The sequence below is a fragment of the Acidobacteriota bacterium genome, assembly GCA_026393755.1.
Taxonomy (GTDB): Bacteria; Acidobacteriota; Vicinamibacteria; order Vicinamibacterales; family JAKQTR01; genus JBAXOX01.
Genome location: JAPKZO010000022.1, coordinates 36700 through 61493 on the forward strand (window position 1 = coordinate 36700; position 24794 = coordinate 61493).

General features: G+C 64.3%; 24 protein-coding genes. 14 read left to right on the plus strand and 10 right to left on the minus strand.

The window, feature by feature from the left end; genetic code table 11:
* Nucleotides 1-29: 29 nt before the first annotated feature.
* Both NTV05_08400 and NTV05_08405 read right to left on the minus strand, forming a co-directional pair.
* A complete protein-coding gene (locus NTV05_08400) occupies nucleotides 30-254 on the minus strand; it encodes a helix-turn-helix domain-containing protein (protein MCX6544421.1) in 225 nt (74 codons plus the stop codon).
* A complete protein-coding gene (locus NTV05_08405) occupies nucleotides 251-442 on the minus strand; it encodes a MerR family DNA-binding transcriptional regulator (GenBank protein ID MCX6544422.1) in 192 nt (63 codons plus the stop codon). The genes NTV05_08400 and NTV05_08405 overlap by 4 nt, the downstream gene beginning before the upstream one ends.
* Before the next feature lie 101 nt (nucleotides 443-543).
* Between NTV05_08405 and NTV05_08410 the strand changes: the two genes are divergently transcribed.
* On the plus strand, nucleotides 544-1197 hold the full coding sequence (locus NTV05_08410) for a hypothetical protein (GenBank protein ID MCX6544423.1): 654 nt from the start codon (nucleotides 544-546) through the stop codon (nucleotides 1195-1197).
* The gene (locus tag NTV05_08415) at nucleotides 1194-2645 is read left to right on the plus strand and encodes a tyrosine-type recombinase/integrase (GenBank protein ID MCX6544424.1); all 1452 of its coding nucleotides are present in this window, start codon (nucleotides 1194-1196) and stop codon (nucleotides 2643-2645) included. Before NTV05_08410 ends, NTV05_08415 begins: the two co-directional genes overlap by 4 nt.
* A 275-nt stretch (nucleotides 2646-2920) precedes the next feature.
* Here the strand turns inward: NTV05_08415 and NTV05_08420 are convergent, their stop codons facing one another.
* Complete coding sequence (locus NTV05_08420) at nucleotides 2921-3253, minus strand: hypothetical protein (GenBank protein ID MCX6544425.1); 333 nt, start codon at nucleotides 3251-3253, stop codon at nucleotides 2921-2923.
* A gap of 257 nt (nucleotides 3254-3510) precedes the next feature.
* Here NTV05_08420 and NTV05_08425 point away from each other — a divergent pair, with 257 nt between their 5' ends.
* Nucleotides 3511-3744, plus strand: a complete 234-nt coding sequence (locus NTV05_08425) for a hypothetical protein (protein MCX6544426.1) — start codon at nucleotides 3511-3513, stop codon at nucleotides 3742-3744.
* A 329-nt stretch (nucleotides 3745-4073) separates the two neighbouring features.
* Here the strand turns inward: NTV05_08425 and istB are convergent, their stop codons facing one another.
* Nucleotides 4074-4847, minus strand: a complete 774-nt coding sequence (istB, locus tag NTV05_08430) for an IS21-like element helper ATPase IstB (GenBank protein ID MCX6544427.1) — start codon at nucleotides 4845-4847, stop codon at nucleotides 4074-4076.
* Nucleotides 4848-5248: 401 nt separating this feature from the next.
* On the opposite strand from istB, the gene NTV05_08435 reads away from it, so the two are divergent.
* Complete coding sequence (locus tag NTV05_08435; protein ID MCX6544428.1) at nucleotides 5249-5743, plus strand: hypothetical protein; 495 nt, start codon at nucleotides 5249-5251, stop codon at nucleotides 5741-5743.
* Between the two features lie 75 nt (nucleotides 5744-5818).
* Here the strand turns inward: NTV05_08435 and NTV05_08440 are convergent, their stop codons facing one another.
* The gene (locus NTV05_08440; protein ID MCX6544429.1) at nucleotides 5819-7579 is read right to left on the minus strand and encodes an IS1634 family transposase; all 1761 of its coding nucleotides are present in this window, start codon (nucleotides 7577-7579) and stop codon (nucleotides 5819-5821) included.
* 387 nt (nucleotides 7580-7966) lie between these two features.
* On the opposite strand from NTV05_08440, the gene NTV05_08445 reads away from it, so the two are divergent.
* Together NTV05_08445 and NTV05_08450 are read left to right on the plus strand one after the other, a co-directional pair.
* Nucleotides 7967-8554 carry a lectin-like protein gene (locus tag NTV05_08445; GenBank protein ID MCX6544430.1) on the plus strand — a complete coding sequence of 196 codons (588 nt, stop codon included), beginning with the start codon at nucleotides 7967-7969 and terminating at the stop codon, nucleotides 8552-8554.
* 164 nt (nucleotides 8555-8718) lie between these two features.
* Nucleotides 8719-9807, plus strand: a complete 1089-nt coding sequence (locus NTV05_08450; GenBank protein ID MCX6544431.1) for an IS630 family transposase — start codon at nucleotides 8719-8721, stop codon at nucleotides 9805-9807.
* A gap of 284 nt (nucleotides 9808-10091) precedes the next feature.
* Here the strand turns inward: NTV05_08450 and NTV05_08455 are convergent, their stop codons facing one another.
* Nucleotides 10092-10721 (minus strand): PEP-CTERM sorting domain-containing protein, encoded by a 630-nt coding sequence (locus tag NTV05_08455; protein ID MCX6544432.1) that lies wholly within the window; start codon nucleotides 10719-10721, stop codon nucleotides 10092-10094.
* A 601-nt stretch (nucleotides 10722-11322) separates the two neighbouring features.
* On the opposite strand from NTV05_08455, the gene NTV05_08460 reads away from it, so the two are divergent.
* The 3 genes from NTV05_08460 to NTV05_08470 all read left to right on the plus strand — a co-directional run bounded on the left by NTV05_08460 (nucleotide 11323) and on the right by NTV05_08470 (nucleotide 14626).
* On the plus strand, nucleotides 11323-11883 hold the full coding sequence (locus NTV05_08460; protein MCX6544433.1) for a tyrosine-type recombinase/integrase: 561 nt from the start codon (nucleotides 11323-11325) through the stop codon (nucleotides 11881-11883).
* 243 nt (nucleotides 11884-12126) lie between these two features.
* Nucleotides 12127-13758: an L-glutamate gamma-semialdehyde dehydrogenase gene (gene pruA / locus NTV05_08465; protein MCX6544434.1), complete on the plus strand. Its 1632-nt coding sequence runs from the start codon at nucleotides 12127-12129 to the stop codon at nucleotides 13756-13758.
* 118 nt (nucleotides 13759-13876) lie between these two features.
* Nucleotides 13877-14626: a tetratricopeptide repeat protein gene (locus tag NTV05_08470; GenBank protein ID MCX6544435.1), complete on the plus strand. Its 750-nt coding sequence runs from the start codon at nucleotides 13877-13879 to the stop codon at nucleotides 14624-14626.
* Nucleotides 14627-14638: 12 nt separating this feature from the next.
* Here NTV05_08470 and speB read toward each other — a convergent pair whose 3' ends face one another.
* From speB to mutS, 3 genes are read right to left on the minus strand one after another with little or no spacing between them, the layout of a single operon-like run.
* Nucleotides 14639-15529: an agmatinase gene (speB, locus tag NTV05_08475; GenBank protein MCX6544436.1), complete on the minus strand. Its 891-nt coding sequence runs from the start codon at nucleotides 15527-15529 to the stop codon at nucleotides 14639-14641.
* A 59-nt stretch (nucleotides 15530-15588) separates the two neighbouring features.
* On the minus strand, nucleotides 15589-17133 hold the full coding sequence (locus tag NTV05_08480; protein MCX6544437.1) for an ABC transporter substrate-binding protein: 1545 nt from the start codon (nucleotides 17131-17133) through the stop codon (nucleotides 15589-15591).
* The gene (mutS, locus tag NTV05_08485; protein ID MCX6544438.1) at nucleotides 17130-19814 is read right to left on the minus strand and encodes a DNA mismatch repair protein MutS; all 2685 of its coding nucleotides are present in this window, start codon (nucleotides 19812-19814) and stop codon (nucleotides 17130-17132) included. Before mutS ends, NTV05_08480 begins: the two co-directional genes overlap by 4 nt.
* Nucleotides 19815-19877: 63 nt before the next feature.
* Here mutS and tsaB point away from each other — a divergent pair, with 63 nt between their 5' ends.
* From tsaB to pssA, 5 genes are all read left to right on the plus strand, one after another.
* Nucleotides 19878-20645, plus strand: a complete 768-nt coding sequence (tsaB, locus tag NTV05_08490) for a tRNA (adenosine(37)-N6)-threonylcarbamoyltransferase complex dimerization subunit type 1 TsaB (protein ID MCX6544439.1) — start codon at nucleotides 19878-19880, stop codon at nucleotides 20643-20645.
* On the plus strand, nucleotides 20642-21121 hold the full coding sequence (locus tag NTV05_08495) for an N-acetyltransferase (protein ID MCX6544440.1): 480 nt from the start codon (nucleotides 20642-20644) through the stop codon (nucleotides 21119-21121). The genes tsaB and NTV05_08495 overlap by 4 nt, the downstream gene beginning before the upstream one ends.
* Nucleotides 21122-21251: 130 nt before the next feature.
* The gene (locus NTV05_08500) at nucleotides 21252-21500 is read left to right on the plus strand and encodes a YdcH family protein (GenBank protein ID MCX6544441.1); all 249 of its coding nucleotides are present in this window, start codon (nucleotides 21252-21254) and stop codon (nucleotides 21498-21500) included.
* Between the two features lie 165 nt (nucleotides 21501-21665).
* Complete coding sequence (locus tag NTV05_08505; GenBank protein ID MCX6544442.1) at nucleotides 21666-22289, plus strand: phosphatidylserine decarboxylase; 624 nt, start codon at nucleotides 21666-21668, stop codon at nucleotides 22287-22289.
* Nucleotides 22283-23146, plus strand: a complete 864-nt coding sequence (gene pssA, locus NTV05_08510) for a CDP-diacylglycerol--serine O-phosphatidyltransferase (GenBank protein ID MCX6544443.1) — start codon at nucleotides 22283-22285, stop codon at nucleotides 23144-23146. Before NTV05_08505 ends, pssA begins: the two co-directional genes overlap by 7 nt.
* Nucleotides 23147-23261: 115 nt before the next feature.
* Here pssA and NTV05_08515 read toward each other — a convergent pair whose 3' ends face one another.
* Nucleotides 23262-24158 (minus strand): ATP-binding protein, encoded by an 897-nt coding sequence (locus tag NTV05_08515; GenBank protein ID MCX6544444.1) that lies wholly within the window; start codon nucleotides 24156-24158, stop codon nucleotides 23262-23264.
* Nucleotides 24159-24794 lie beyond the last annotated feature (636 nt).

Genomic DNA, 24794 nt, shown 5'->3' on the forward strand with positions numbered 1-24794 from the left:
GAGCGTTGCCCGCGCTTGGGGCCATTTGTTTATCTGACCCGCGTCATCTCGACAGGCGTCGCGCTGGCTTCGAGCCACTGGCGGACCCAACTGTCGTGAATGCGGATCGGGCCGCGCGCCCCGCCGATGCGCGCATGCGGCAGCCGGCCGGCCCGCGCTTCGCGCCGCAAGATTTGTGTCGAGAGACGCACCAGCGCCGCCACCTCGGCGACGGTCAGCCACTGCGGGGGCGTGGCGATCGCGTCGGTGGTCACTGGCCCCCCTCGCGCTTAGCGGTCTGCCGCGTGACGAGCCAGCGCAGCACTTCATCGAGGCGGAACAGTCGCATCCCGCCGACCGTCCGCGTGACCGGGAGCCGCCCAAGGTCGGCCCAAAGCCGAACCGCTCCAGGCGTTACGCCGGCCAGTTTGGCGACGTCGTGAGGCGTTAGAAGATCGCTCATGCCTTGATATTGAGGCTGTGACCTGTTAGAGTCAATAGCGTGCACCGTGTATCAAAAGAAATCGTCGTGCACACTGTTTTTAATTGTGCTAGGATAATCCCATGAAGAAGACGCGGGAGCCTCGAAAGCAATTCTTCCCCGACCTGAATCTGCTTGAAACAGAACTCGGCAACGGCTGGATGGTGGTCGAACACTTCGACCTGCAGGACGACCGCCGAGTGGTCGATGAGCTCAAGATCTATCCCGCGCCACTCCCGCCGGTGGCAGGAGTCCAGATGGCACGACACCCCGGTGAGCGGCCAAAAGACGCACCTGTTCCGGTCGGCGGTATCACGGCGCGCCTGCTCCGTCTCGTGAAGGTGGGTAAGTATGCCGAGCCGGTGATTGCCGACTACCGGCGATGGTGCGCAAGACACTTCGGCAAGGACGCGCTACGGCGCCTGGACGAACACATCGGAAGGCCATCGCCTCGGCGACGGCGGAAGCGACCACGCAACCATCGGGCGACGGATGCCTTCTACGCTGAGCTTGCCCGCGACTACGCGCTGTTGTGGAAGCGCGTTCACGCGCCGACGGCGGAACTGGCCGTGATGCGCGATGTCCCGCTTGAACAGATGCGGTCGCATATCCACCTCGCCCGGAAGAACGGATTTCTCACGAAGACAATGCGCGGGAAGGCTGGCGGCGAACTCACCCCGAAGGCGTCGGCGGAACTTTCACGGAAGGATGGAGCGGTGAAGGGGGAATCCCGATGACACGACGACACCGCAACCACAACCTGCGAAAACGCTGTGACTGCCCGCGCCGCCTGTGGCCCAAGTGCGCGCATTCGTGGTGGTTCAACTACCAGCCGAAAGGCGGAACGTCGTTCCGGATCTCGCTCGACAAGCACGCGGCCAAGCATCTCGACCGCAAAGCCGATGCTGAGAGTCTCGCCGCCACCATCCGCACGGAGATTGACGCCGGCACCTATGGTCAGGTGGCGCCCATCTCGGAAATGACGTTGCGTGAACTGGCCGACGTCTATCTCGATCGCAGCGTGGCGGTCGACCATCCAGCGTCCGTCGCCGAGTGCCGCTCGCGCCTGAATGTCATCTGTGGCACGGTGCTGCCACGGCCAACCGGCGGCGCCGCGCCGTTCGGTGACTGGCGACTGGTCGACGTCACGACCGACACGATCGAACGCCATCGTGAGGCCCGCCGCGCCGCCGGGACCGGCCTTGCGGGCACCAACCGCAGCTTGGCGCGCCTCAGAGCGATGTACAACTGGGCGGTCCGCACGGGGTACGTCGAGCACACGCCGTTCAAGAGGCAGGGGGAGGCGGTTGTGAGGCTCCAGCGTGAAGCGCCCCGCAGCCGACGTCTGGACGGCGATCGGGACGAAGAGGCCCGACTACTCGCCGCATGCGCGCCGCACCTGCGTGCGCTGGTAGAGGCAGCCTTGGCCACAGGCTGTCGCGTTGGTGAACTGCTGTCGCTCACATGGCAGCAGGTCGTTGGCTTGACGATCGACGTGACGAAGACGCCGCCGGTCATGACCTGGGCGCCGCGTTCGGAAATCGTGATGCTGGCCTCGAAAACGAAGACGCAGCGGGATCGTCGCATTCCGATCAGCACGCGCCTCAAAGCGATCGTGGAGATGCGCGCACTCGATCCGAACGGCCAGCCGTTCGCGTCCGACCTGTTCGTGTTTGGCAACGCCGTTGGTGAGCAGGTCGGATCGATCAAGCGCGCCTGGATGACGGCCCTCCTCAAGGCGAACGGCGTCGACGCCGAGTACAACGACAAAGCCAACCTCTCGCCCAAGTCCCGGGCGGCATTCGCGGAGATCAATCTGCACTTCCACGATTTGCGACGGGAAGCGGGCAGCCGGTGGCTCGAAGGTGGCGTGCCCCTGCACACCGTTCGTGATTGGTTGGGACATACCAGCATCGCGCAGACGTCCACCTACCTGAGCGGGACGCAGCAGACGCAGCACGGCGCCATGACCGCCTTCGAGGCACGCTTGGCGGACTTGGAGGCGGCAGCCAAAGCCAAAGCGGCAGCCGCGGCAGCCAAGGCCGCGACGAAGCCGGAAGAACCGTTTGTGCAACAGTGTGCAACAGAAGTCAAAAAACAGCATCGAAAGGCCGTGTCGGCCGGTGGGCGGCAACACAGAACACTCAATAAAAACGCGGGCGAGCGTCAAACCACTATCATGTAACGGTGCTTCCTAAACCGTAGGCCGCCCGTTCGAGTCGGGCCAGGGGCACCATATTTCGCTAGGCAGCTTGCAACCAACTTGCAACGATTCCCAGGGAGGCCACCTTCACCGGTGGCCTTTCGCCGTTGTGGGGCGACCCTTACGGGACGGCCCGGTGGCCGACGCGGGCACCGATCGCCGCTCGTGGGGCAACGTGGTCGGCGGTTTTGTGGTCCGGGGCTGGGCCGGAAGATTCCTGCTGGGCACCCGGCATCGGTGGGGATCCCGAAGAGTAGCTACAAGGCGAGCGCGACAGGATGCCCCATCTCCTTCAAGGCGTGGGTCGCCGCCTCCATGACCTGTTGTCCATGCTCGCGGTTCACAAACGAATTAAAGGTGGAATAGTGCGATAGGTGGGCGCCACCGGCCACGCGCAGATGATGGAAAAACCGTTCCTCGAATTCCCACAGATCGTGCTCGGGTAATTCCACGTTCATCGCGGTCAGTAACTTGCGGACTGCCTCTTCCTTGCGAGCATGGTAGAACCCAACCATCTGAACATGCTGTTGCCAATCGCGTACGGCCCGTGCCGCCTTGAGCGCGAGTTCGGCGTGCGGGTCTTTCTTCATCCTCGCAGTATACGCGGAGATCGAAGAGTGGGCCGTCCCCAGGTCGGCTGGCAAACACGCTATTCGCGTGCGCGGGGCACCGGTTGGGGTTGAAGGCTGGCTGGCGTCGGGAGTCGTTGCCGTGGGCTTCCGACCGGCTCCGCGCTTTTCACTCGGGCGTAAATACAGCACCAGCTTCGGCGCTTCATTCAAGCCCGCGAGATCTGCGTGGTGCATGGGTTACAATCTGGCGCGATGACAAGCTCCGCATCCGAGGAATGGCGCAGCCGCGTGGGCGAACCCGGCTGGCCCCACGGCGGCAGACACCCAAACCAGAACGGCTCTGGTCGCTGTGGCAGGCTGGCAATCTGATGGAGGCCACCATCAACGCGCACCCGAGCGGCTCCGAGGTGCGCGTGTACATGAGCGGCGACTACCTTTACTCGTTTCTACGACCGACGCGAGAACTGGCGGAGCAGGATGCCGGCGGACTGGTCCCCGATGGTTGTTGACCTGGGGCCGCGAGCCGTGAATGAACCGTATGTCGCGGGCGCCAGTCGCGTTGGTCGTGTGACGTAGCCTGACTTCAGTCCCAGCCGAGACCGAATGGGCATAGGGCTGTGTCTAGAGTTGTTAGGTGTGAAGGTCTCAACAAGGAGTCGCAGATGGTGGTTTTGTCAACGAATTCTGGCCCCCCAGTGATGCCGAATGTTGGCCCCCCTCAGTGACGGGTTTGGGTACGCCCGTCGGATAACGGTTCAACGACAGCTGCCGGTTCACGCTGAGCCGCGGAGCAGGCCCCCCACCCAATGGTGGGGCCTGCGGAAGCGGCGGGTGGTAGTCAGGTTTTCTTCTTGCGTTTCTCCACGGTGCGTCGAAAACGATACGACTCGGTGCCGGTCTCGATGATGTGCGCGCGGTCGGTGATCCGATCCAACAACGCCTTGCAGAGGCGGGCGTTGGGAATTACCTGGGTCCATTCCGAGCACGGCAAATTGGTCGTCAGGATCACGGCCGCTTGCTCGCTCCGGTCGGCGATGATCTGGAATAGCAATTCGGCGCCGAGCTCGGCGAGCGGGACGTACCCGACCTCGTCAATCGCGATCAGCTCATAGCGTGCCCACCGCGCCTGCACCCGACCGAGTTGCATCGTGTGCTTGGCTTCCACCAACTCGTTGACCAACGCGGCGGCCGTCGTGAAACGCACGCGCCGACGCTGGCGACAGGCGGCGACACACAGGCCCGTCAGCAAATGGGTCTTGCCGGTGCCGCACTCGCCAATGAGGACGATCGGCTCGGCGCGGGCCAGATACCCACCCTCCGCCAACTCCCGCACGCGGCGGGCAGGAATGTGCGGCGTCTGCCCGAAGTCAAATTCGTCGAGCGTCTTGAGGCGCGGGAGTCGTGCCTCCTTCAGTCGTCGTTCAATGGCGTGGCGCTCACGCTCTTCGACCTCGGTGGCGAGGAGAGCCTCGAGGTACCCGATCGGGCTTTGCCGCTCGCGCACCGCCTGCTCGGCGAGCGGGACAAATTGGCTGGCGACGGCCGGGAGGTGCAAGGCTTTGCAGTGCTGCGTCACGGTCGCGTGCTGCAGCGTGATCGTCGTGGCGCTCACCGCGATTTCTTAGATAGCCCTGAGATTGTTTACGACTTGGCCCACTCCGTCGGCGGTGCGTGGGCACCCCAGATTCTTGAATTGTACCGAAGTCGCACAAGTCGATGTGTGGTCTGGTTTGTCAGTCGCAATCCACGGCCGGACGCCCCGAAGTATGCTCTGGCATACGTTCATCACGTAGTTCGCGACGAATACGACCCGAGTTGTTGGAACACGTGCTTCGATGGACGCGGGAGTCGGGTTCCAGCTGAGGACATTCTTAAGGTCGAGTGGTGTGATGGCTAACAAGTGCTCGCAGCGGCGACCCTGAGCCGCCGCACCGTCTTGGGTCAGACACTAGCAGCCCCCCACCAACGCCGCGAGAACGCCAACGAGCTCATACATTCGCATAATGATGAGGGATGGGAGCACTTGACCCATCGGACTTGACAGTGCCGCAAGGAGGGCTGCAGAATTCGGCCCACATGCCTATCAAGCACTCGACATACCGAAAGGCCGCATCGCTGCTGCTGGCTGGTTTCGTCGCGATGACGCTGGGCTGCGAACAGACAGCCGTCGTCAAGGATGTCGAAGGCTACCGAGTGGTCAGCCACGACACGAAGACCGGGGAATGGGTCATCCTTCGGAACGGTACCTTCGACGGCAAGTATCTGGTCAAGCGCATCACAGCAGTTTGCAATTACTACCAATGGGGAAACGGGAAACGCGTCGAAGGGCAGGATGCGTGCAACCTGCGCGTCGGCGAGATGCTGGTGCCAACTGTCGCGCCGGACCGGGGGAAAGAGTCCTTGGTAATCTCTGAACTGTCGTCTGAATGGCTGACCATAATCAGGGGACAGGGGCCGGAGATGGTCATCCAAACGCTGAAGATTGTGAAGTACGAAGTTCTTCCCTAGCGGGAGTTTACTGCGAGCGAAGCAGCGAGACCGGTAACTCCTTCTCAGCGGCCCAGTTGGCGGGACGGCGGTGTCTTACCCTCGCGGGGTAAGACTCACCCGGTCGAGGCCGAGCGTGGTGGCCAGCAATTGTTGGGGCAGCGTCTGCTTGGTCAGGACGCTCGCCGTACGGCGCGGTCCCTTCTCGCCTTGCGGCGGATACAAGAGCACGACTTGCTGGATCGCGCGGAGTTCCTCGAGGAGTTGATCGACCGAGAGCCCCGGCCAGGCCGCCTGCGCCTCGCGCTGGAGGTATTTGAGGAGCGAGATCCCGAGCATGCAGTAGAAGGCATGCACGCGGATCTTGCTGTCGGTCCAATGATGCATTGGGCCCCACCCGAGCCAGTCGCCGTCCTTGAGGCCCCGAAAGACTTGTTCGAGTTGTTGTTGGCCGCCGTAGGCCGCGACCACCTGCTCGGCCGACCAGTCGCGTCGGTTGGTAATCAAGACGGTGCGCCCGAGCCGTTCCGCCAGGATCTGCTGGAGGCCCCGGTGATCGACATCAAACTGGAGCCGGCCGTGGCCCGCCTCGACCCGCCACTCCCAACGGACGATCTCCGGGAGGAAGGCGGGAGAGAGCCAGCGGTCGATGCGCCCGCGGACCTGGGCCTCCGTGAGGCGGCAGCCCGGTTTGCGGAGGTCGCTGGCGAGCCGGCGGAGGCGTTGCAGGACGGTGGTGAGCGAGGTGGTCAGGCTGTGCAGTTGCTCGCTGGCAAAGGCCGCGGAGTACTGCAAGACGCACAACGCTTCCTCGCCATGCACGACCGCGAGCTGCCCGGCCGCGCGCACACCGGGGTGATCCGCCGAGCACGCGGGCAGATCCTCGATGGGGCGGGTGCGCAGATCCGGCGGCGCCTGGTTCCACGGCAAGGCCGAGACCCAGCCCACGCCCGCCTCGCGCAGCGCCACCGTATTGGTCAGTGCCGCGGTGCCCTTATCAAAGACCAGGGTCACGCTCTCGCGCGGGATCTTCGCCTCGTCGAGCAGGTGGGTCACGCGGGGGAGAACCGCCGGGAGTTCCGCCGCGTCCGCGACGTTGCCCGGATAGACGTGATGGCAGAGACTCAGGCCTCGCTCGCCATCCAGCAGGTAGGTCAGCCCGACTTGACGCAGATTGTGACGGCCCTGTTTATTGTGGTCCCGTTGCGCGAGGCGCGTGCGGGTGTTGGTGCTGGCGATGTAGGTATAGAAATTGGTGGTGTCGTAGGCCAGCACGCGCTGACTCACCAGGTGCTTCGCCTGCCACGTGGTGAGCAGGCGCTGCTGCGCCTCCTGCAGGTCGTCGGGCGTGTCGGCGTCGGCCTCGGCGACCGCGATCTGATCGAAGGCATCCCAGACCGCCTGCGACGTGAATCGCGCCGCGGGTAAATGCCACAGGGTCGGCAGGATGGTGCGGTCGTACCAGGCCGCGATATCGGTCTTGGGCCCGGGCTGGCAGACACGATGGATCGCCGCGAGGAGCAGGTAGTGCGCGATCGACGGTCCCGACCGCGGCGTCGGCCACAGCGCGGTCAGGACGTCGAAGACGCCCGAGTCGGTCGCCGCGCGCCACAACGCGCCGGGCACGCCGACGTCGCGCACGGTGGCGGCCACGGGCACCGGGGCGGTGCGATCTTTGACGAGGGCCGCCAATTTCTCCGCGCTGCCCAGATAGGTCTGGTGGACGATGCGCGGCTGGCCGTCGACGCGGGCGCTGTCGACGACATAGTAGTAGAGCTTGTGGCCTTTCTTCTTCGTGATGAGGGACGCCATATAGGGTAATACAATACCACGGTTGGCGCCGATGTCAAGCGCCATCCCCTACCCGCTTGGCACCGTCACGCCTCGTGAATGGCCGTTATAGGGTAATACGTGTCGGGTGAGACATCAGGTCGTGAATATCGCGGCGCAGCGAGCTTTCTGGGGTGGTTGCCAGTAAACTACCGCTAGTCGGAAGGCGGTGAGGGTTTTGCGTGCCATCTCACCCTGCATTGTACTAATAGCGTTATACACTGTCCGCCTCGACTACGGTCACCTTCGTCCGTGCGCCATCGACGGCGACATTGCCTGACTCGCGGCGACTAACGTCTGCCCCGGCGGTGCCTTTCCAGCGTGCCGGTGCAGAATCTGGCGCAAATCGTCTCTCGCAACCCGGAACGTGGCTTGCGTGTCGCGAAGCAGGACTCTCGTTATCGGAGGACGTCAATGAAGAAGAGCATCTGGCTGGTTCTGTTCATCATCCTCATGGCTGGCCCCGCTTCAGCGACGCCGGTTCAGTGGGCCGGCAATGGTCATTACTACAACGACTTCTGGCAGACCAACCCGGGTGGCTGGGATGCTGCCGTTGCGGCTGCTGCGGCCAGCACCTCACCAACTGGTGACCACGGCTACCTAGTCAGCATAACCAGCAGAGCAGAGCTCGATTTCCTCGTTTCTCAATTCGGCTCGGTCACGAACTACATGATTGGATTGACCGACCGGGTCACCGAGCGTACGTGGCTTTGGCAGTCGGGCGAACCGTTCGCTTTCAGCTACTGGGCCAGCGGGGAGCCAAACGACTACCACGGCCCCAACGGCGAGAGTCAGAACGGTGAAGACTACGCCGTGATGAACTGGCAGCATGCCAGTCAGACGGAGTTGCAGCCTGCGGGCGCGTGGAATGACCTCGCGCAGTTCGGTGGTCCCTACATCGTTGAGTACGGTCAGCCCGTCCCGGAGCCGGCCTCGCTGCTCCTGCTCGGCACAGGCCTCGTCGGACTCGTTGGCGCTGCTCGTCGTCGGATGCGGAAGTAGTCGACCGACATTTTGTCCGTGCGGACTTCGTGCGCCCGGTCACCCGGATGTGGTGGTCGGGCGCTTCCTGTTTCCGCTCGAGCATTCTCCACGAATAGAAACCGATCCAGTGTCCCGTCCCATGTAATTATTGACATACACGCAGCCCTGTGGTTACATGGGGCATGCTCGCGCTGGCACCGACATCGTCTCTGAATGATGCCACGAAGCACCACCTGGAATCCCTGGTGCGATCCGGCACCACCCCGCAACGGGTGGCGCAGCGGTGCCGCGTGATCCTGCTGGCGGACGCGGGCGTCTCGAATCGAGCCATTGCCCAGCAATTGACGCTGTCGCGACCGACCGTGATCGCCACGCGCCAGGCGTTCCTGATGCGCGGAGTCGCGGCCCTCACGGGCAAGCAGAAACGGACCCGGCGTCGGCCCACGCTGACCAGCGACTTGGAGCAGGCGATTCTGGATACGACCCTGAAGACCCGGCCGCCCGATGGCACGCACTGGAGCGTGCGACTCCTCGCGAAACAGTTGGCGGTGTCACGCATGATGGTGCACCGCGTCTGGCAGCGGTTTGATATTCAGCCGCATCGGGTCGAGAAGTTCAAACTGTCGACGGATCCGCGGTTCGAAGACAGAGTCCGCGACGTGGTCGGCCTGTATCTGAATCCCCCGGACCGGGCGCTGGTCTTGTGCGTGGACGAAAAGAGCCAGATTCAGGCGCTGAATCGGACGGCCCCCATCCTGCCGCTCCGACCCGGGTTGCCCGAACGCCAAACGCATGACTACCAGCGGCATGGGACCACGACCTTGTTTGCGGCCTTCAATATCTTGAACGGCAAAGTGATTGGCAGTTGTCTGCCACGCCATCGTGGAAAAGAGTTCGTGAAGTTTCTCACCCAGGTCGAGCGTGAAGTGCCCTCCGACCTGGAGATCCATTTCATCCTGGACAACTACTCCACGCACAAGAGCGAACTGGTTCAGCGGTGGCTCAAGCCCAAGAAACGCCAGCGCTTTCACTTTCATTTCACGCCGACCAGCAGTTCCTGGCTCAACCAGGTCGAACGGTTCTTCGCCTTGATCACCGACCGCATGATCCGCCGAGGAACCTTCCTCAGCGTGCAAGAACTGGAGCGCGCCATCTACGACTGGCTGCTCCGCTGGAATCACACCCCGACGCCCTTCGTGTGGAAAGTGACGGCCGACGTCATTCTGGACAAGGTGCGCCGGTGTAAAGAATTAGCTGGGACGGCACACTAGGTTGTGTCTACCACCCCGCCGATGCGTCGGCGGCAGGGTCCCGCGGGCCGGACACGAGCCGGCGAGCCTTAGCCATCAGATGTGCAAGGGAAGTCAACCGAAGGCACACTCGCGGCGCCGTCTTGCTTTCAGACTTGGGCACGCGTTGGCTCAGAGCCTTGGCCGGATTGCGTGTCACGGCCACTTGGGTAGGTGGCACCTGGCTGACAGCGAAAAAGGAAAGCGCCAGACCACCACTCCCGGGTGATCAGGCGCTCACCGTTCCCGCGCTAGTGCGCGAGGGACTACTTTCGCATCCGACGACGGGCGGCTCCGGCCAGTCCGACCAGCCCCGAGCCGAACAGCAACAGCGAGGCGGGTTCCGGAACGGGTTCCGCTTCGTAGACCTCGAACTCGTAGAGCCAGACGTGACTGGCGGATCCCCCAAACTGGGCTCCCGCCGGCACGGTCCACTTCACCTTGCTGCCGTAGACGGGATCGAAATAGTAGTAGTCCGACAGAGAGCCGGCTCCCCCTGCGTCCTCCAACGCCAGGTTTCGCGTGAAGGTGATGGGGTTCCAAGCACTGCCACCCCAGTACTGGAGCCAGGGAGTCGTGATTGGGTAGTAACCATGGTGCCAAAGGAGCACCTCGTCAAACCAGTGCATACCATCCAACGCGATCGTCACCTGATGCTGCGCGCCGTCCCACGCCAACGCCAGGCCGTGGTACCACACTGGGTAGGTTCGGAGACCGTCCACGATCTCCCACGGATACGACCCCCCTCCCCATCCGGGGTCAGACTCGAGCGGGCTGGGCAGCCCCGTCGCGGATGGATTCAGCGCCAAGTTGATCGGATTGGCGGCGGCTGGCGTTGGGACCGCCAACGTAAACAGGAGCGCGGCACCAAGTAGAACGAATCCGAGTCGCCTCATACTATGACCCTCCCAGTCTTCAACCCTCGCAAGGGGCGCAGTGCTATAAGCAACAATAGTTCCAGTGCCGGTCCCGTGCCAGATTCTGGATGCACTGGTCATAAGTTCCGGGCCGCGCTGGAGTTAGGTGAGCCCGTTTGGGGTGGTGGGACGCGGTGGCCGCCAAAAGTCTCTTGCGGCGGAGACTAATGTCGCCAGGAGTGCCTCACGAGTTGATTTTGTCTCGGGCCACGCCAGATGATCTTCTCGCCCCGTGGACAGCCGCGTGAACGCGCCCGGGATTGCCAGCTGTCTGGGATTCAGTCAATGTGGTCCACCGACTGCGCGGGTAGGGCGGTCGCACTCTTGGAGTTCAGGTCAGCGGACACCGCGTCGATTGGCGATGACAGCAGGGAAAGCGCGAGCCTACTTCGTCGGTTCCTCGACTACAACCGTGGCACTCGGGCCCACCCCTGGCTGTGACAGCCGAGCGTTCAACCGTTCGAGCGCCACGGTGAGGCCGTCGTCAGACTCTCACGCTGGACGCCGCGCAGTCGACGTCTTGACGCCGATCGCGACGAAGCCGACCCCTATCGTGACGTGGGCATCACGATCGGAAATCGTGCTGACCGCTGCAAAGACAAAGACGCGGCGAGATCGGCGGATTCCGATTTCGTCACGCCTCAAAGCGATCTTGGAAATGCGCGTCTTCGATCCGAACGGCCAGCCGTTCCCGGCCGACAAGTACGTCTTCGGGAATGTCGTCGGTCAGAAACTCTTGAGCATCAAGCGGGCCTGGATGACGGCCGTCCTGAAGGCGAACGGCGTCGAGGCCACCTACAACGACGTGGCCAACCTCTCGCCCGAGAGCCGAGCGGCCTTCGCGAAGATCAACTTGCACGTTCACGATCTGCGAAGAGAAGCGGGCAGCCGGTGGCTCGAAGGCGGCGTGCCCCTACACACGGTTCGAGACTGGCTCGGGCACACCTCGATCGCGCAGACCAGCACCTACCTCAGCGGGACGCAGCAGACGCAGCACGACGCGATGAAGGCGTTCGACGCCCGCTTGCAACCGCTTGCAACGGGTGCCGGATCAGGCGATCACAATCGGTCCCAATCGGACCAGGGCGCGATCGAAACGACCAATGAAATCGCGGTCGGACCCGATCCGGTGATCAATTGAACGTGGTTCCTAAACCGTAGGCCGCCCGTTCGAGTCGGGCCAGGGGCACCACATTCCTCCGCTGGTCGGGCCGAGGCTTGTTCACATCACTCGCGTCACGCCTGCAAATCGCGCTATCTTCATGGGAGACGGTTTCGAACCTGCGGACGCGGCCTGCTGCGCGGCCACTTTCGCATGCGGCTACGGCGTGCCAAGGCCGCCAGAACGGGATGTGAAACCGATTGTTGGGTGGAGGAGACGTCCATGAACAACAGCGTATTCAGTTTTTCGGAGCCCCGGCATGAGCCCGTTAACGACTTCGCGCCGGGTTCGGTCAGCCGCTCGTCCTTGAAACGGGAGCTGGATCGGATGGCCAGCACCGTCGTCGACATACCGTTGATCATCGGTGGTCGTGAAGTCCGCACGGGCCGGACGCGCGACGTGGTGATGCCCTGCGACCACGGTCACGTGCTCGCGCGTTGCCACCAGGCCGGCGAGGCCGAAGTGCGGATGGCGATCGACGCCGCCCTTGCCGCTCACGAGGCCTGGGCAACCCTGTCGTGGATCGAGCGCGCCTCGGTCGTCTTGCGAGCCGCGGAGCTGCTGTCTGGCCCCTACCGGTACACGATCGGCGCGGCGACGATGCTCGGCCAGGGGAAGAGCGCGTATCAGGCGGAGATCGACGCCGTGTGCGAGGTCGTCGACTATCTCCGGCACAACGTGTACTTCGCCTCGCAGATCTACTCCGATCAGCCGCACTCCGCTCCCGAGGAACTGAACCGGATGGAGTACCGGCCGCTCGAGGGCTTTGTCCTCACCGTCACCCCATTCAACTTCACGGCCATTGCATCGAATCTGAATACATCGGTGGCCTTGATGGGCAATACGACGGTCTGGAAACCGGCGACCACGTCAATCCTGTCCAGTTACGTCCTGATGCAGGTGTTCATGGAAGCCGGCTTCCCGCCGGGCGTCATCAACTTCGTCCCAGGCCAGGGATCCCTCGTCGGCCAACTGGCCCTCGCGCATCCGATGTTCGCCGGGCTGCACTTCACCGGTTCGAACGCCACCTTCAACTCGCTGTGGCGAACGGTGGCTGGACACCTCGGCACCTACAGGAGCTATCCGCGCATTGTCGGCGAGACGGGAGGCAAGGGCTTCGTGTTCGTGCACCGTTCGGCGAATGCCCAGGAGGTCGCTACGGCCCTGGTGCGCGGCGCCTTCGAATATCAGGGGCAGAAGTGCTCGGCCGCTTCGCGCGCCTACATCCCGGCGTCCCTGTGGCCGGAGGTGCAGCGCCGGATGAGCGAGATGCTCGCACGCGTCAAGACGGGCGATGTCCGGGACTTTACAAACTTCGTGAACGCGGTGAGTGACGAAGCCGCGTTCAACAACATCATGAGCTACATCGAGCGGGCACGAACCTCGAGCGAGGCAAAGATCATCCTGGGCGGCGACGGTGACAAATCGAAGGGGTTCTATGTCCAGCCCACAGTCATCCAGGCGCTGAACCCCAAGTTCGTGACGATGGCGGAGGAGGTCTTCGGCCCGGTGCTCACGATCTACGTGTACGAGGATGAGAAGTACCTCGAGGCCCTGCGACTGTGCGATACCACGTCGCCGTACGCCCTCACCGGGGCGATCTTCTCGAACGATCGGTACGCCTACATCGAGGCGTGCCGCGTGCTTCGGTATGCGGCCGGCAATTTCTACCTCAACGACAAGCCGACCGGAGCCATGGTGGGTCGCCAGCCGTTTGGCGGCGCGAGAGGATCAGGCACCAATGACAAGGCAGGGGGGCCGCTCAACCTGCTGCGGTGGACGAGTCCCCGCACGATCAAGGAGACGTTCGTGCCGGCGAAGGACTTTGAGTATCCGTTCATGCGCGAAGCCTGAACCGAATCGTCATCTCAGGGTGATTCGCCGCTATAATGGACCACTTGACTGATTCTGGCGGACGCCGACCGCTGGCGACCGCTTGCGATGACTGTGTCGTGCTCGAGTCTGAGGCATCATGAAGCGAACTGAACGGCATCACCTGAAGGAAAACGAATTCGTCGAGTGGCTGCTCGGCGCCAGGACGTGGTACGAAGCGAACCGGAACGTCGTCATCTTCGGCGGCATCGCGGTGATTGTCGTGGTGCTCGGCGTTGTGGGGACGCTCGTCGTTCGCCAGAACAGCGCCTCGACCGCGAGCCGGATGCTGGCGGAGGCGATGACGATATCCGAGGCGCCCGTGATGCCTCCGACGGCGGGGGAGCCGGGCAAGCCCTCGGTGCAGGCGCCTGGAACGTATCCCACCGACAAGGCGCGGCTCGAAGCGGCGTTGCCGAAACTGATGGCCGTGGCCGACGCGTATCCGAGTCTGGAACCGGGCGTCATGGCGCGCTACCGGGCAGCGGCGGCGCTTGTCGCCGTCGGTCGCACGGCCGAGGGCATCGAACGCTATCGCGAGGTCGTGGCGAAGGAGAAGGGAATCTACCAGGTGATGTCGAAACTGGGCATTGCCGATGCGCAGCTGGCAACGAAGCAGTTCGAGCCCGCGCTGGCGTCGCTCAAGGAACTGGCACAGCAGGCTGCGCCAGAAGTCCCGCTCGACGGCGTGCTGATGCAGTTGGCGCGCGGCTACCAGTTGGCGGGAAAAGGCGACGAGGCACGCAAGACGTTTCGTCGGGTCACCGACGAGTTCCCGCAATCCCCGTACGCGCAGATCGCCAGGCGGGAAATAGAAGGGCAGGACACCGCCCAGGCGGCCACGCGCTGACGCGTTCTTGCGTCAGCGTGACAGGAATCGATAGCCGATCAGCTTGTAGACCAGGCGCGCGGCGAGAAAGTTGGGCGCCACGATGCCTGGAAGCGGGCAGAGTTCGACCACATCGCAGGCCACCACCGTGCGCCGCGTCATCACGAGCCTCAGAAGCGCCAGCAGTTCCGGCCAGCTCAATCCGCCTGGCTCTGGCGTGCCCACGGCCGGCATGATGGCGGGGTCGAGACCGTCGCAGTCGATCGTGACGTAGACTTTCGGGCTGAGTTTCTCGACCGCGCGTTCCATCCAGCGCGGATCATTGCGCATATTCCAGTCGTAAAAGATCGTCGTGTTGAGCGAGGGAAGTGCCTGCGCCTCCGGTGCCGACAGATTCCGGATGGCCACCTGGACAGCCGGCGCGTGTTCAAGTACCCGGCGCATCGCGCTGGCGTGGCTGTGCGGATCACCCATGTAGCTCTCGCGCAAATCGGCGTGCGCGTCGATATGCAGGACGCTGAGGCCGGCATGCTGCTCGGCGACGCCCGCCACCAGCGGAGCGGTCAGCGCGTGTTCGCCGCCGAGAGCCACGAAGAACTTGTCCGAGGCCGCGAGCCAAGAGGCGGTGCGCCGGATCTCGGCGAACGCCTCCTCGGTGCGAGCAAAGGGAAGTTCCATCGCGGGCAACGTGCAGATGCCGACATCGGCAATCTCGCTTCCGAGTTCCTCGTCGTACAGCTCGACCTGGCTCGACGCGGAGATGATCTCGCGCGGTCCGTTCTTCGTGCCCGCCACAAACGACGTCGTCCGCTCGAACGGGATGGGCAGGACCACGGCCTTGGCACGATCGAAGGCGTCGGCCCCCTGCTCGAGCGCGCAGAACGTGAACGGCAGGCCAGCGTGGTAGGGAAGGTTCGGAGTCATTTCGTCGATTCTATACCGTCGCCCGTCTACGCGCGTTGCGGGCTACCCGGGATCCGTCTTCACCGCGCCGGCGGGTTGCTGGCACCGCGCCAGACGTTACGGAGAAACCGAAAGTCGGCCGCCGGCCCGATGTCGATGCCCTGCAGGTTCGACTGGGCGACGACGGCGTTGGTCTTATACCAGAGACTGACGTAGGGTGCCTCTTCGGCCACCAGCCTCTGAACATCGCCGTACAGCTCGCGGCGCTCGGTATCGTCGATCGACCTGGTCGCCCGGTCAATCAGATCATCGACGGCAGCATTCGAGAAGAACCCGCGATTGAATCCGATTGGCGGCATCTGTTTCGAGTGGAACACGCGCCGCAGCATGTCGGGATCGGAGACGCCAACCCACTGCAGGGTGAACAACTGGAAGTTTCCGCGCAGGACGTCGCTGTAGAGCGTCGCAAACTCGTACGACCGGACGTCGAGGGCGATTCCGACGCGGCGCAGGCTTTCCTGGATCACCGAAGACTGCAGGCGATTGAATTCGGTGGACGACACCTTCAACGTCAGCGCCAGGCGGGAGCGCGGTCCGTCGCCATCGGGATCGCGATAGCCGGCTTCGTCGAGCAGCGCCATGGCCCGGGCGGGATCAAAGCCGTACTGCCGAACGCCCGGTTCGAAGGCCCACGACATGGGCGGCAGGACCCCCGAGGCCGGCAGCGCGAGGCCCCGGCGCAAGTAGTCGACGATGGCCTGTCTGTCGATGGCGTGACAGAGGGCCTGCCTGACCCGCCGGTCGCGAAGCACGGGATCCCGGAGGTTGATGCCGACGTACGCGTAGTCGGTGCCCGCTGACGTCACGACGCGGAGCGTGGGGCTCGATCGAAACTGATGAACCAGATCGGGGGCGAGATCGTTTACCACCAGGTCGGCCGACCCCTGCTGTAATTCCAGGCCGCGCATCATGTCGTCAGGGACCACCCGCAACAGGAGTCCCTTGTTGCGAGGCGCGCCCTCGAAGTACGCATCGAAGGCCGCCAGCTCGACATAGTCGTCGGCCACGTGGCGGACGAACCGATAGGGACCGGTCCCGATGGGCTGGTTCTTGAGGGCACTGCCGGCGCCATCGGGAACGATCGGCATAACGAGATTGACCGGGAACGACCCAAACGGTTCCTGCAGCACGAATTCCACGACGTAGCGATCGACCGCGCGGACGCTCTTCAGCAGGCGATAGGCCCCTTTGCGTGGTGACGCGAACGCCGGATCGAGGAAGCTGTTGAACGTGTAGGCGACATCCGCCGAGGTAAGCTCGTGGCCGTCGTGGAAACGCACGCCCCGCCTCAACTGCACCATGTAAGTCGTCGCATCGGGTTGAGTCCAGCCCGTCGCCAGCCCCGGCGCCACACGGAGCTGGTCGTCAATGCGGAACAGCTGGTCGTAGATCAACTGGTGCACGCGCTGCGACACCTCGTCGGTGCCGATACGTGGATCCAGGTTGTTCGGCGAACTGACGATGGCAACGCGGATGATTCCTGGGGGAGACGGAGTCGGGCGGCTGCAGCCGGCGGGCAGGACGGCGAAGACGGCGGCGGCCAGGGCCGCGGCGCTTGCCCTCATGCCTCGAGTTCCCGCTTCAGGTCGGCGATCAGGGTCAACGCCTCAAGGGGCGTCAGCCGATCGACGTCAAGTTCGCGCAGTCGCTTGGCGAGGGCGTCGGCGGGCGTGGGTGTTTCGAAGAGCCCCAGCTGCTGCCGGGGATCCGCCCCCGCGCTCGTCGCGGACGGCCGTCCGCCGCGGGCGACGGCATCCTGCTCGAGCCCGCCGAGAATGCTCCGTGCCCGCGCGATGACCTCGGCCGGCAGTCCGGCCAGTCTCGCCACCTGGATGCCATAGCTGCGGTCAGACCGTCCCGGCACCACCTTGCGCAGGAACACGATGTCGTCTTTCCATTCGCGCGCCGCGACGTGGGCATTGACGACGCCGGGCACCGCGTCGGCCAGATCCGTCAGTTCGTGATAGTGGGTGGCGAACACGGTCTTTGGACGCGCCCGGCTGGTGGTGGCCAGATGCTCGGCGACGGCCCAGGCGATGCTCAATCCGTCGAATGTCGACGTGCCGCGCCCGATCTCGTCGAGGATGACGAGGCTGCGGGACGTGGCGGAATGGAGGATGTTGGCCGTCTCCTGCATTTCCACCATGAAGGTCGACTGGCCGCGCGCGATGTTGTCCGACGCACCGACACGCGCAAAGATCCGGTCCACCAGACCGAGGCTGGCCTCGCGGGCGGGGACAAACGAGCCCGCCTGCGCCATCAGGCAGATGAGGGCAATCTGCCGGAGGTACGTGGATTTTCCGCCCATGTTCGGCCCCGTCAGGATCACGAGCTGGCGGGTCGACGCATCGAGCGCCGTGTCGTTCGGCACGAACGGATCGACCGAGTAACGCTCGACCACCGGGTGCCGGCCCTCGACAATCGAGAGGCCGTCGCCGTCATGCACGTGAGGCTTGACGAAGTTGTGGAGCGCGGCGACGTCAGCCAGGGCGGCCAGCACGTCGAGGGTCGCCACAGCGCGCGCGGTGTCCTGAATGCGCGGCGCCTCGGCGGCCACCTGGGCGCGCAGGGCCTCGAACATCTCGATTTCCCGCTCCAGCGTCCGTTCGTCCGCTCCCAGGACCTTCTCTTCGTAGTCCTTGAGCGCGGGCGTGACGAACCGCTCGCCGCCGGCAATCGTCTGTTTGCGCTGATAGTCGGCCGGGACCGCGTGCAGGTTCGATTTCGAGATCTCGATGTAATAGCCAAAGACACGGTTGTAACGCACCTTGAGCGAGGCGATACCCGTGCGTGTTCGCTCCGCCTGCTCCATCTCGGCAATGATCTGCTTGCCAGACCGCGAGATGAGGCGCAGCCGGTCCAGCTCTTCGTCGACCCCGTCCCGTATGCAGCCGCCGTCGCGGGCCAGAACCGGCGGTTCGTCGACCAGCGTCTCCTCAATCGCGTTCCGGACCTCCGGGACATCATCCAGCTGCGCGACCAGGCTGGAGATGAACGGAGCCTGAAATCCCTCCAACAGCGCGCGTACACGGGGCACGACGGCTAGCGATGTCTTGAGGGCAACCAGGTCGCGGGGGCCCGCCGTGCCGAGGGCCGCCCGTGACACGAGGCGTTCGAGGTCCTGAACCGCGTGGAGGGCATCGCGGAACTTGCCCCGATCGGTCGTTCGGAACGCGAAATCCTCCACTGCGTCCAGCCGATCTCGAATCCGCTCCAGCGAGAGCAGCGGGCGCAGGAGCCACGCCCGAAGCAGACGAGCCCCCATCGGGGAGACGGTCCGATCGATCTCGTGGAGCAGCGAACCCGTCTTTCCGCCGTCGAGCGAATCGGTGATTTCGAGATGCTTGATCGTCAGCGGATCGAGGACGAGCCGGTCGGCATGTTCCTTGAACGTGATGCTGCGGACGTGCGTGAGTTCGGCCTTCTGCGTATCCTGCAGGTGATGCACGAGCGCGCCGGCGGCCCGCACGGCGGCTGGATGAGGCTCGAGACCGAAGCCGTCGAGCGCGTGCGTGCGAAGCTGCGCGAGCAGCGTGCGCCGGGCGGTGTCGTGATCGAACAGCCAGTCGTCAATCCGGGTGATGGCCCCGCCCGACAAGACGGACTGGGGCAGAATCGCGGCAGCATCGACGCCGGCTGCGAGCAGAATCTCCCTGGGACGCAAGACGGCGATCTCGTCGGCGAGTTGCTGAAGACCGTCCCGCCCGGCGTACTCGGCCGCCATGAACTCGCCGGTCGACAGATCGAGCAGCGCTGCGCCGGTCACCGACACGCCGGCGGAAGGCAAACCGGCCGCGCCTCGCGGCGCGATTGGGGCCGGCGTCGGCCCTGCCGGGGCAAGCGAGGGGGGCGCCACGGCAAGCAGAAAGGCGGACTCGCGAGCGTCGAGATAGCCTGCCTCCGCAAACGTGCCGGGGGACACGACGCGGACCACCTCGCGCCGCACGAGGCCCTTCGCCTTGCGCGGGTCCTCAACCTGTTCGCAGATCGCCACGCGGAAGCCCTTCTTCACGAGCCGCGCCAGGTACGACTCGGCCGCGTGAAAGGGCACGCCACACATCGGGATGTTGCCGCCCCCGGCGTCCTTCGAACGGGAGGTCAGCGTCAGGTCGAGGGCTCGAGACGCGGTCAGCGCGTCCTCATAGAACATTTCGTAAAAGTCACCCATGCGGAAGAACACGATGGCATCGGGGTACTGACGCTTGGCGTCCAGGTACTGCCGCATCGCGGGGCTGGCGGTGGCCAGTCCCTTGGGTGAGGAGGATACTTCAGAGGATGACACGCTTCTCGAATATAGCATCTCCCCGCCATGCTGGGGCACAATCAGAGGATGCTGGTGGCCGCTCTCGATACAACAACCCGCCTGGGCAGCGTGGCGATCGTCGCCGACGGCCGCGTGCTGGCCGCGCTCGCGGGCGATGGCACTCGTCCGCACGCCGCCAGACTGCCAGGGGATCTGATCGGGCTGCTCGGCCAACAGCGCCTGACCGTGTCTGACGTCGACGTGTTTGCCGTGGCGACGGGCCCCGGCTCGTTTACGGGCCTTCGAATTGGCCTGGCCGCGATCCAGGGGCTTGCCTTTGCCAGCGGCAAACCGGTGGTCGGCGTGTCGGCATTCGAGGCGCTGGCCGCGGCGGTGGTAGAGGATCGGCCGGATTCAGCCGATGCTGCCATGGCCATCTGGCTCGATGCCCAGCGTCGCGAGGTGTTCACGGCGGTGCTGCGAGCGGTTGGACGGCGTGACGCCGGGGGCGTGCCGGAATTCGAGTACCTGGACGATCCCTCGGTGGCGACGCCGTCCGCCGTTCTCGAACGCTGGATGAAGAGCGCCTGGTGGGGAAGTGCGATGTGGGCGGGCGACGGCGTCCTGAAGTACCGGGACATTCTGTCCTGCGGCCCCGTCCCGGCGGCGCGCGTCATCGATCCGACGCCGCTGCTTGCACCCGCAATCGGACGGCTGGCCCAGCAGCGGGCGTCAGCCGGAATGGCCCTGCCTCCGCACACTGTCAGGCCGCTCTATGTGCGCCGGTCGGACGTGGAGCTCGCACGCGATCGCCAACGGGAACACGGCGCATGAACGAGCCGCAGGTCGAGACCTTAACTGGCGAGCAAGACCTTGTCGGAGTGATGGAGGTCGACCAATCGAGTTTTGCCACGCCGTGGACGCGGGACATGTACGAGGCAGAACTCAGGAACGCCGGCACCTCGTGCATCGCTGTCCTGCGGATCCCGGAGTGCCGAGTCGCTGGGTACTGCTCGTACTGGCTGGTGGTCGACGAAGTGCACATCAACAACGTCGCCGTCAGGGTCGAATTCCGGCGCCGGGGTTTCGGCCGGACGCTCGTCGAACACGTGCTCCACGAAGGGTTCTGCTCGAAGTGCGGAACGGCAACGCCGCAGCACGACAACTCTACGAGAGTCTTGGGTTTACAGCGATTGGGGCGCGGCGCGGCTACTACAGCGAACCGGTCGACGACGCCCTGGTCCTCGCCAGAAATATCCAGAACATTGAATCAAATCCGAATACTTGAACACGCTCTGACCTTGTGGTAACTTGCGAGTACACCCCAGCTTCGCCCCGTCGCATCCGCGATCAGGGGCTCTGCGGGGTCCAGTCTATGCCGCTCCATCGACCTACCCACACGCTTCTGACCGGCCCCGATAGTAGAAGGAGGCGAACCGCATGACGGCAGACGCACAGGACCTGACGTCCACCCTGCTCCAGAATGACGATGAGTTCCGCCAACTCTCCACAAGACACAAGGAACTGGAACATCGTCTTTCTGAACTCGCTCACAAGCCCTACCTTTCCGAACCCGAACATGTCGAAGAAGCCACGATCAAGAAGAGGAAGCTCCAGCTGAAGGACAGGATGGAAGACATCACCCGGCGGTTTCGGAGACAGGGAGACGCCGAGGCGCTGACGGCCTAGATTCAGGACACGCGCTTTCCGGGCGCTCTCGAGGCCCGGGATGGAAAGGGTTGGACCCCGCAGCCAGCGTTCACGACGAGCGCTGGCTGCGTTCGTTTTGGGAACGCGTCGCCATAGTGCGCTGCGGTACTCGCAAGTCGAAGCGCGAAGTACAATGAACAGGCCATGAGGATTGATCGGGCAGGCTGGCTCTTTGTCGTTCCCCCCGCGGTGCTCGCGGCGGCTGGGGCCCTGATGGGATTCTGGGTGCTGGCGGCGCCAATGGCAGCGGTGGCCGGCTTCATGGTGTTCTTCTTCCGGGATCCCGATCGAACGATACCCGATGAGCCCGGGCTGGTCATCGCGCCTTCTGATGGCCGCGTGCTGATAGCCGGTGATGCCGACCCTGCCGTGGCCCCGCCGGGCGTCTGGACGCAGGTCAGCGTCTTCCTGTCGCCGATCGACGTCCATATCAACCGGATTCCAGTGGATGGACGGGTGACGAAGATCGAGTACAAACCTGGCCGGTTTCTGGCGGCCTATCGATGGGAAGCCGCCTCAGCCAACGAGCGCAACGACGTGTGGATTGATCACGCTGGCGAAGCGATCGTGTGCCGCCAGGTGGTCGGCGTGCTTGCCCGCAGGCTGGTGTGCCGGATCGGGGTCGGCGACGACGTTCGGACCGGCGACCGATACGGTCTGATGAAGTTCGGGTCGCGCATTGATTTGTTTCTGCCCCGACACGTTCGGCTCCGGGTCGGCCAAGGCGACCGCATCCGGGGTGGAGAGACTGTGGTGGCCTCATGGTAAACCCGGCAGACGACGAACTCGACGGAGACGACACATTCGACCAACGGCGGAGCGACCGGCTCGCCACGCAGCGGCGATTCAAACGTGACCCGGGTCAGCCGCCCCAGAGGCTCCGGCGTGGGGTCTACGTGTTGCCGAGTCTGTTCACGCTCGGCAACATGTTCTGCGGGTACCTGTGCATCCTCTACGCGATTCGCGGCGAGTTCGAGATGGCCGCCCCGTTTATCGGGCTGGCGATCGTACTCGATATCCTGGACGGCCGCATCGCCCGGATGACGAAGACGGAGAGCGCATTCGGGCTCGAGTTCGACTCACTGGCCGATGTGATCTCGTTTGGCGTCGCGCCGGCCGTGCTCGTCTTCGTGTGGGGGCTGGCCCCTCTCCAGCGCCTCGGCTGGGCTGCGGGCTTCGTGTACGTGGCAGCGACGGCAATCCGGCTCGCGCGTTTCAACATCCAGACGGGCAGCAACCTCGACAAGCGTTACTTTGTCGGCATGCCTTGCCCCGCCGCCGCAGCCGTGTCCGCGTCGACCGTCTTCTTCTACACCGCGGGGTTCAAGCAGCCCCAGAGCGCGCTGATCGCGCTCGCGGTTGTCTTGATCCCGGCGTTTCTGATGGTCAGCACTATTCGCTTCAGGAGTTTCAAGACGTTCGACTTGCGCGCACGCCGGTCGTACAAGGTGCTGGGCCTGGTGGCTATCGCCTACGCGGCGATCCAGATCCACCTGCCGATGCTGCTCCTGCTGGTCGCTTACGCCTACCTGGCTTCTGGACTCGTCGGTCTGGCCTGGGGTCGACTCCGCCGGCGGCGAACGCCCGCTCCCGCGGCCGACACACCTGGCCCCACACTCCCGTAGGGCACGGCATGCCGTGCCCCTACAAATGCGGAAGCGACCATCCCGTAGGCAACCGCCGTGGTTGCCCCGCGTGTGCGAACACGCCCATCCCGTAGGGGCACGGCATGCCGTGCCCTTACCGATTTCCACCGTCTATCGATTCATCCGGGGTTGGCACGTGTGACACCGGCAGACTCAGCGTCACCACGGTCCCTGCGCCGGGCTCGCTGTCGATGGCGACCGTGCCGCCGTGGAGCTCGACATTGCGTTTGACGATGGTCAGCCCAAGCCCGGTGCCAATCGCCTTGGTGGAGAAATAGGGCTCGAAGATCCGGCCGAGCGCGGCGCGCTCCATCCCGACACCCGTGTCCCGGACACTGAATTCGAGCCGCTGGCCGTCGGTCGAGACGCGGGCGCCGATGGTCAGCGAGCCGCCGCCAGGCATCGCGTGAAGCGCGTTCTCGATAACGTTGGTCAGTGCGTGGCCGACGAGCGACCGATCGACCAGGATCGATGGAAGCGTCGGCGGTACATCGACCGACACGCGGATGCCTGAAGGATGCCCCGCGCGGTAGGGGGCGACAACTTCGGCGACCAGATCGGCCGGCGCGATTTGAACGGGTCGGGGCGTCGGCGACGACGCAAAACTCGAGAAGTCTCCGGCAATCTGCCGTAGCAGCCGCACCTGCGTCAGGATCGAATCGATGCAGCTCTCCAGCACGGGTCCCAGCGGCGATCCTCGATCCAGGTGCACGCGCCGCAGATGCTCAGCCGACAGCTGGATGGGCGTCAGCGGATTCTTGATTTCGTGAGCGACCTGTCGAGCCATGTCCGCCCACGCCTCGAGCTTGTGAGTGCGTTCGGCCGATTCCTGGTGGCGCTTGAGATCGACGGCCATCGCGTTGAACGCCTCCACCAGTCGGCTTAACTCGTTCGACGACGTCATCACGAGCCGGACATCCAGATCGCCTTGGGACAATCTTCTGGTTGCCCTCTGGAGGGCGCGCACCGGATCGGCGATCCGTTCTGCCATCCACCATCCGAGCCCTGAGCCGAGCAGGACAAAAAAGACAACCGCCAGCAGGATTCGGCGGTTCAAGTCCTCGATCTGCCGCTCGATCGCCTGCTGCCGCAGCGTCAGGGGAACGGTCAGAATAGTGTCGTGGCCGAAAAGGCGGGCGGGTGCCGCTGCCACAAGGTACGAAAACGAACCGGCGTGCTCCTCACCGACGAATGTCGCACGCCGGTCGAGCGCGATCGCACGGAACACATTGGCCGACGTGCGCGTTGGCAGGAGGCCGGATGCGAACAGGTCCCTCTCGCTGGTGGCAGCCAACTGGGCGCCATCGTAGACGTTGACATCCTGATCGATCACTCTGGAGATCCAGACCATGATGTCGTCAGTCAGCGGTTGGGCCCCGCTCTCTGCGCGCTCCTGAAGCTGTCCGTAATCCTCGACCACGCGTTGGGCCACGGTCGCGGTCCTGATGGCGGCTTCTTCGATGCCGGCACGCAATTGTCCCGACATGGAGTTCTGAGCGAAGGCGGCGAGGAACAAGACTGGCACCACGGCGGCGGCGACCACCGTGATCGCAAGCTTGCGGTAGAAACTCGCCCTGATCTCGTTGAACAGATCCCGGCCCCGGTCGGCTGACCAGAGCCCTGCTGC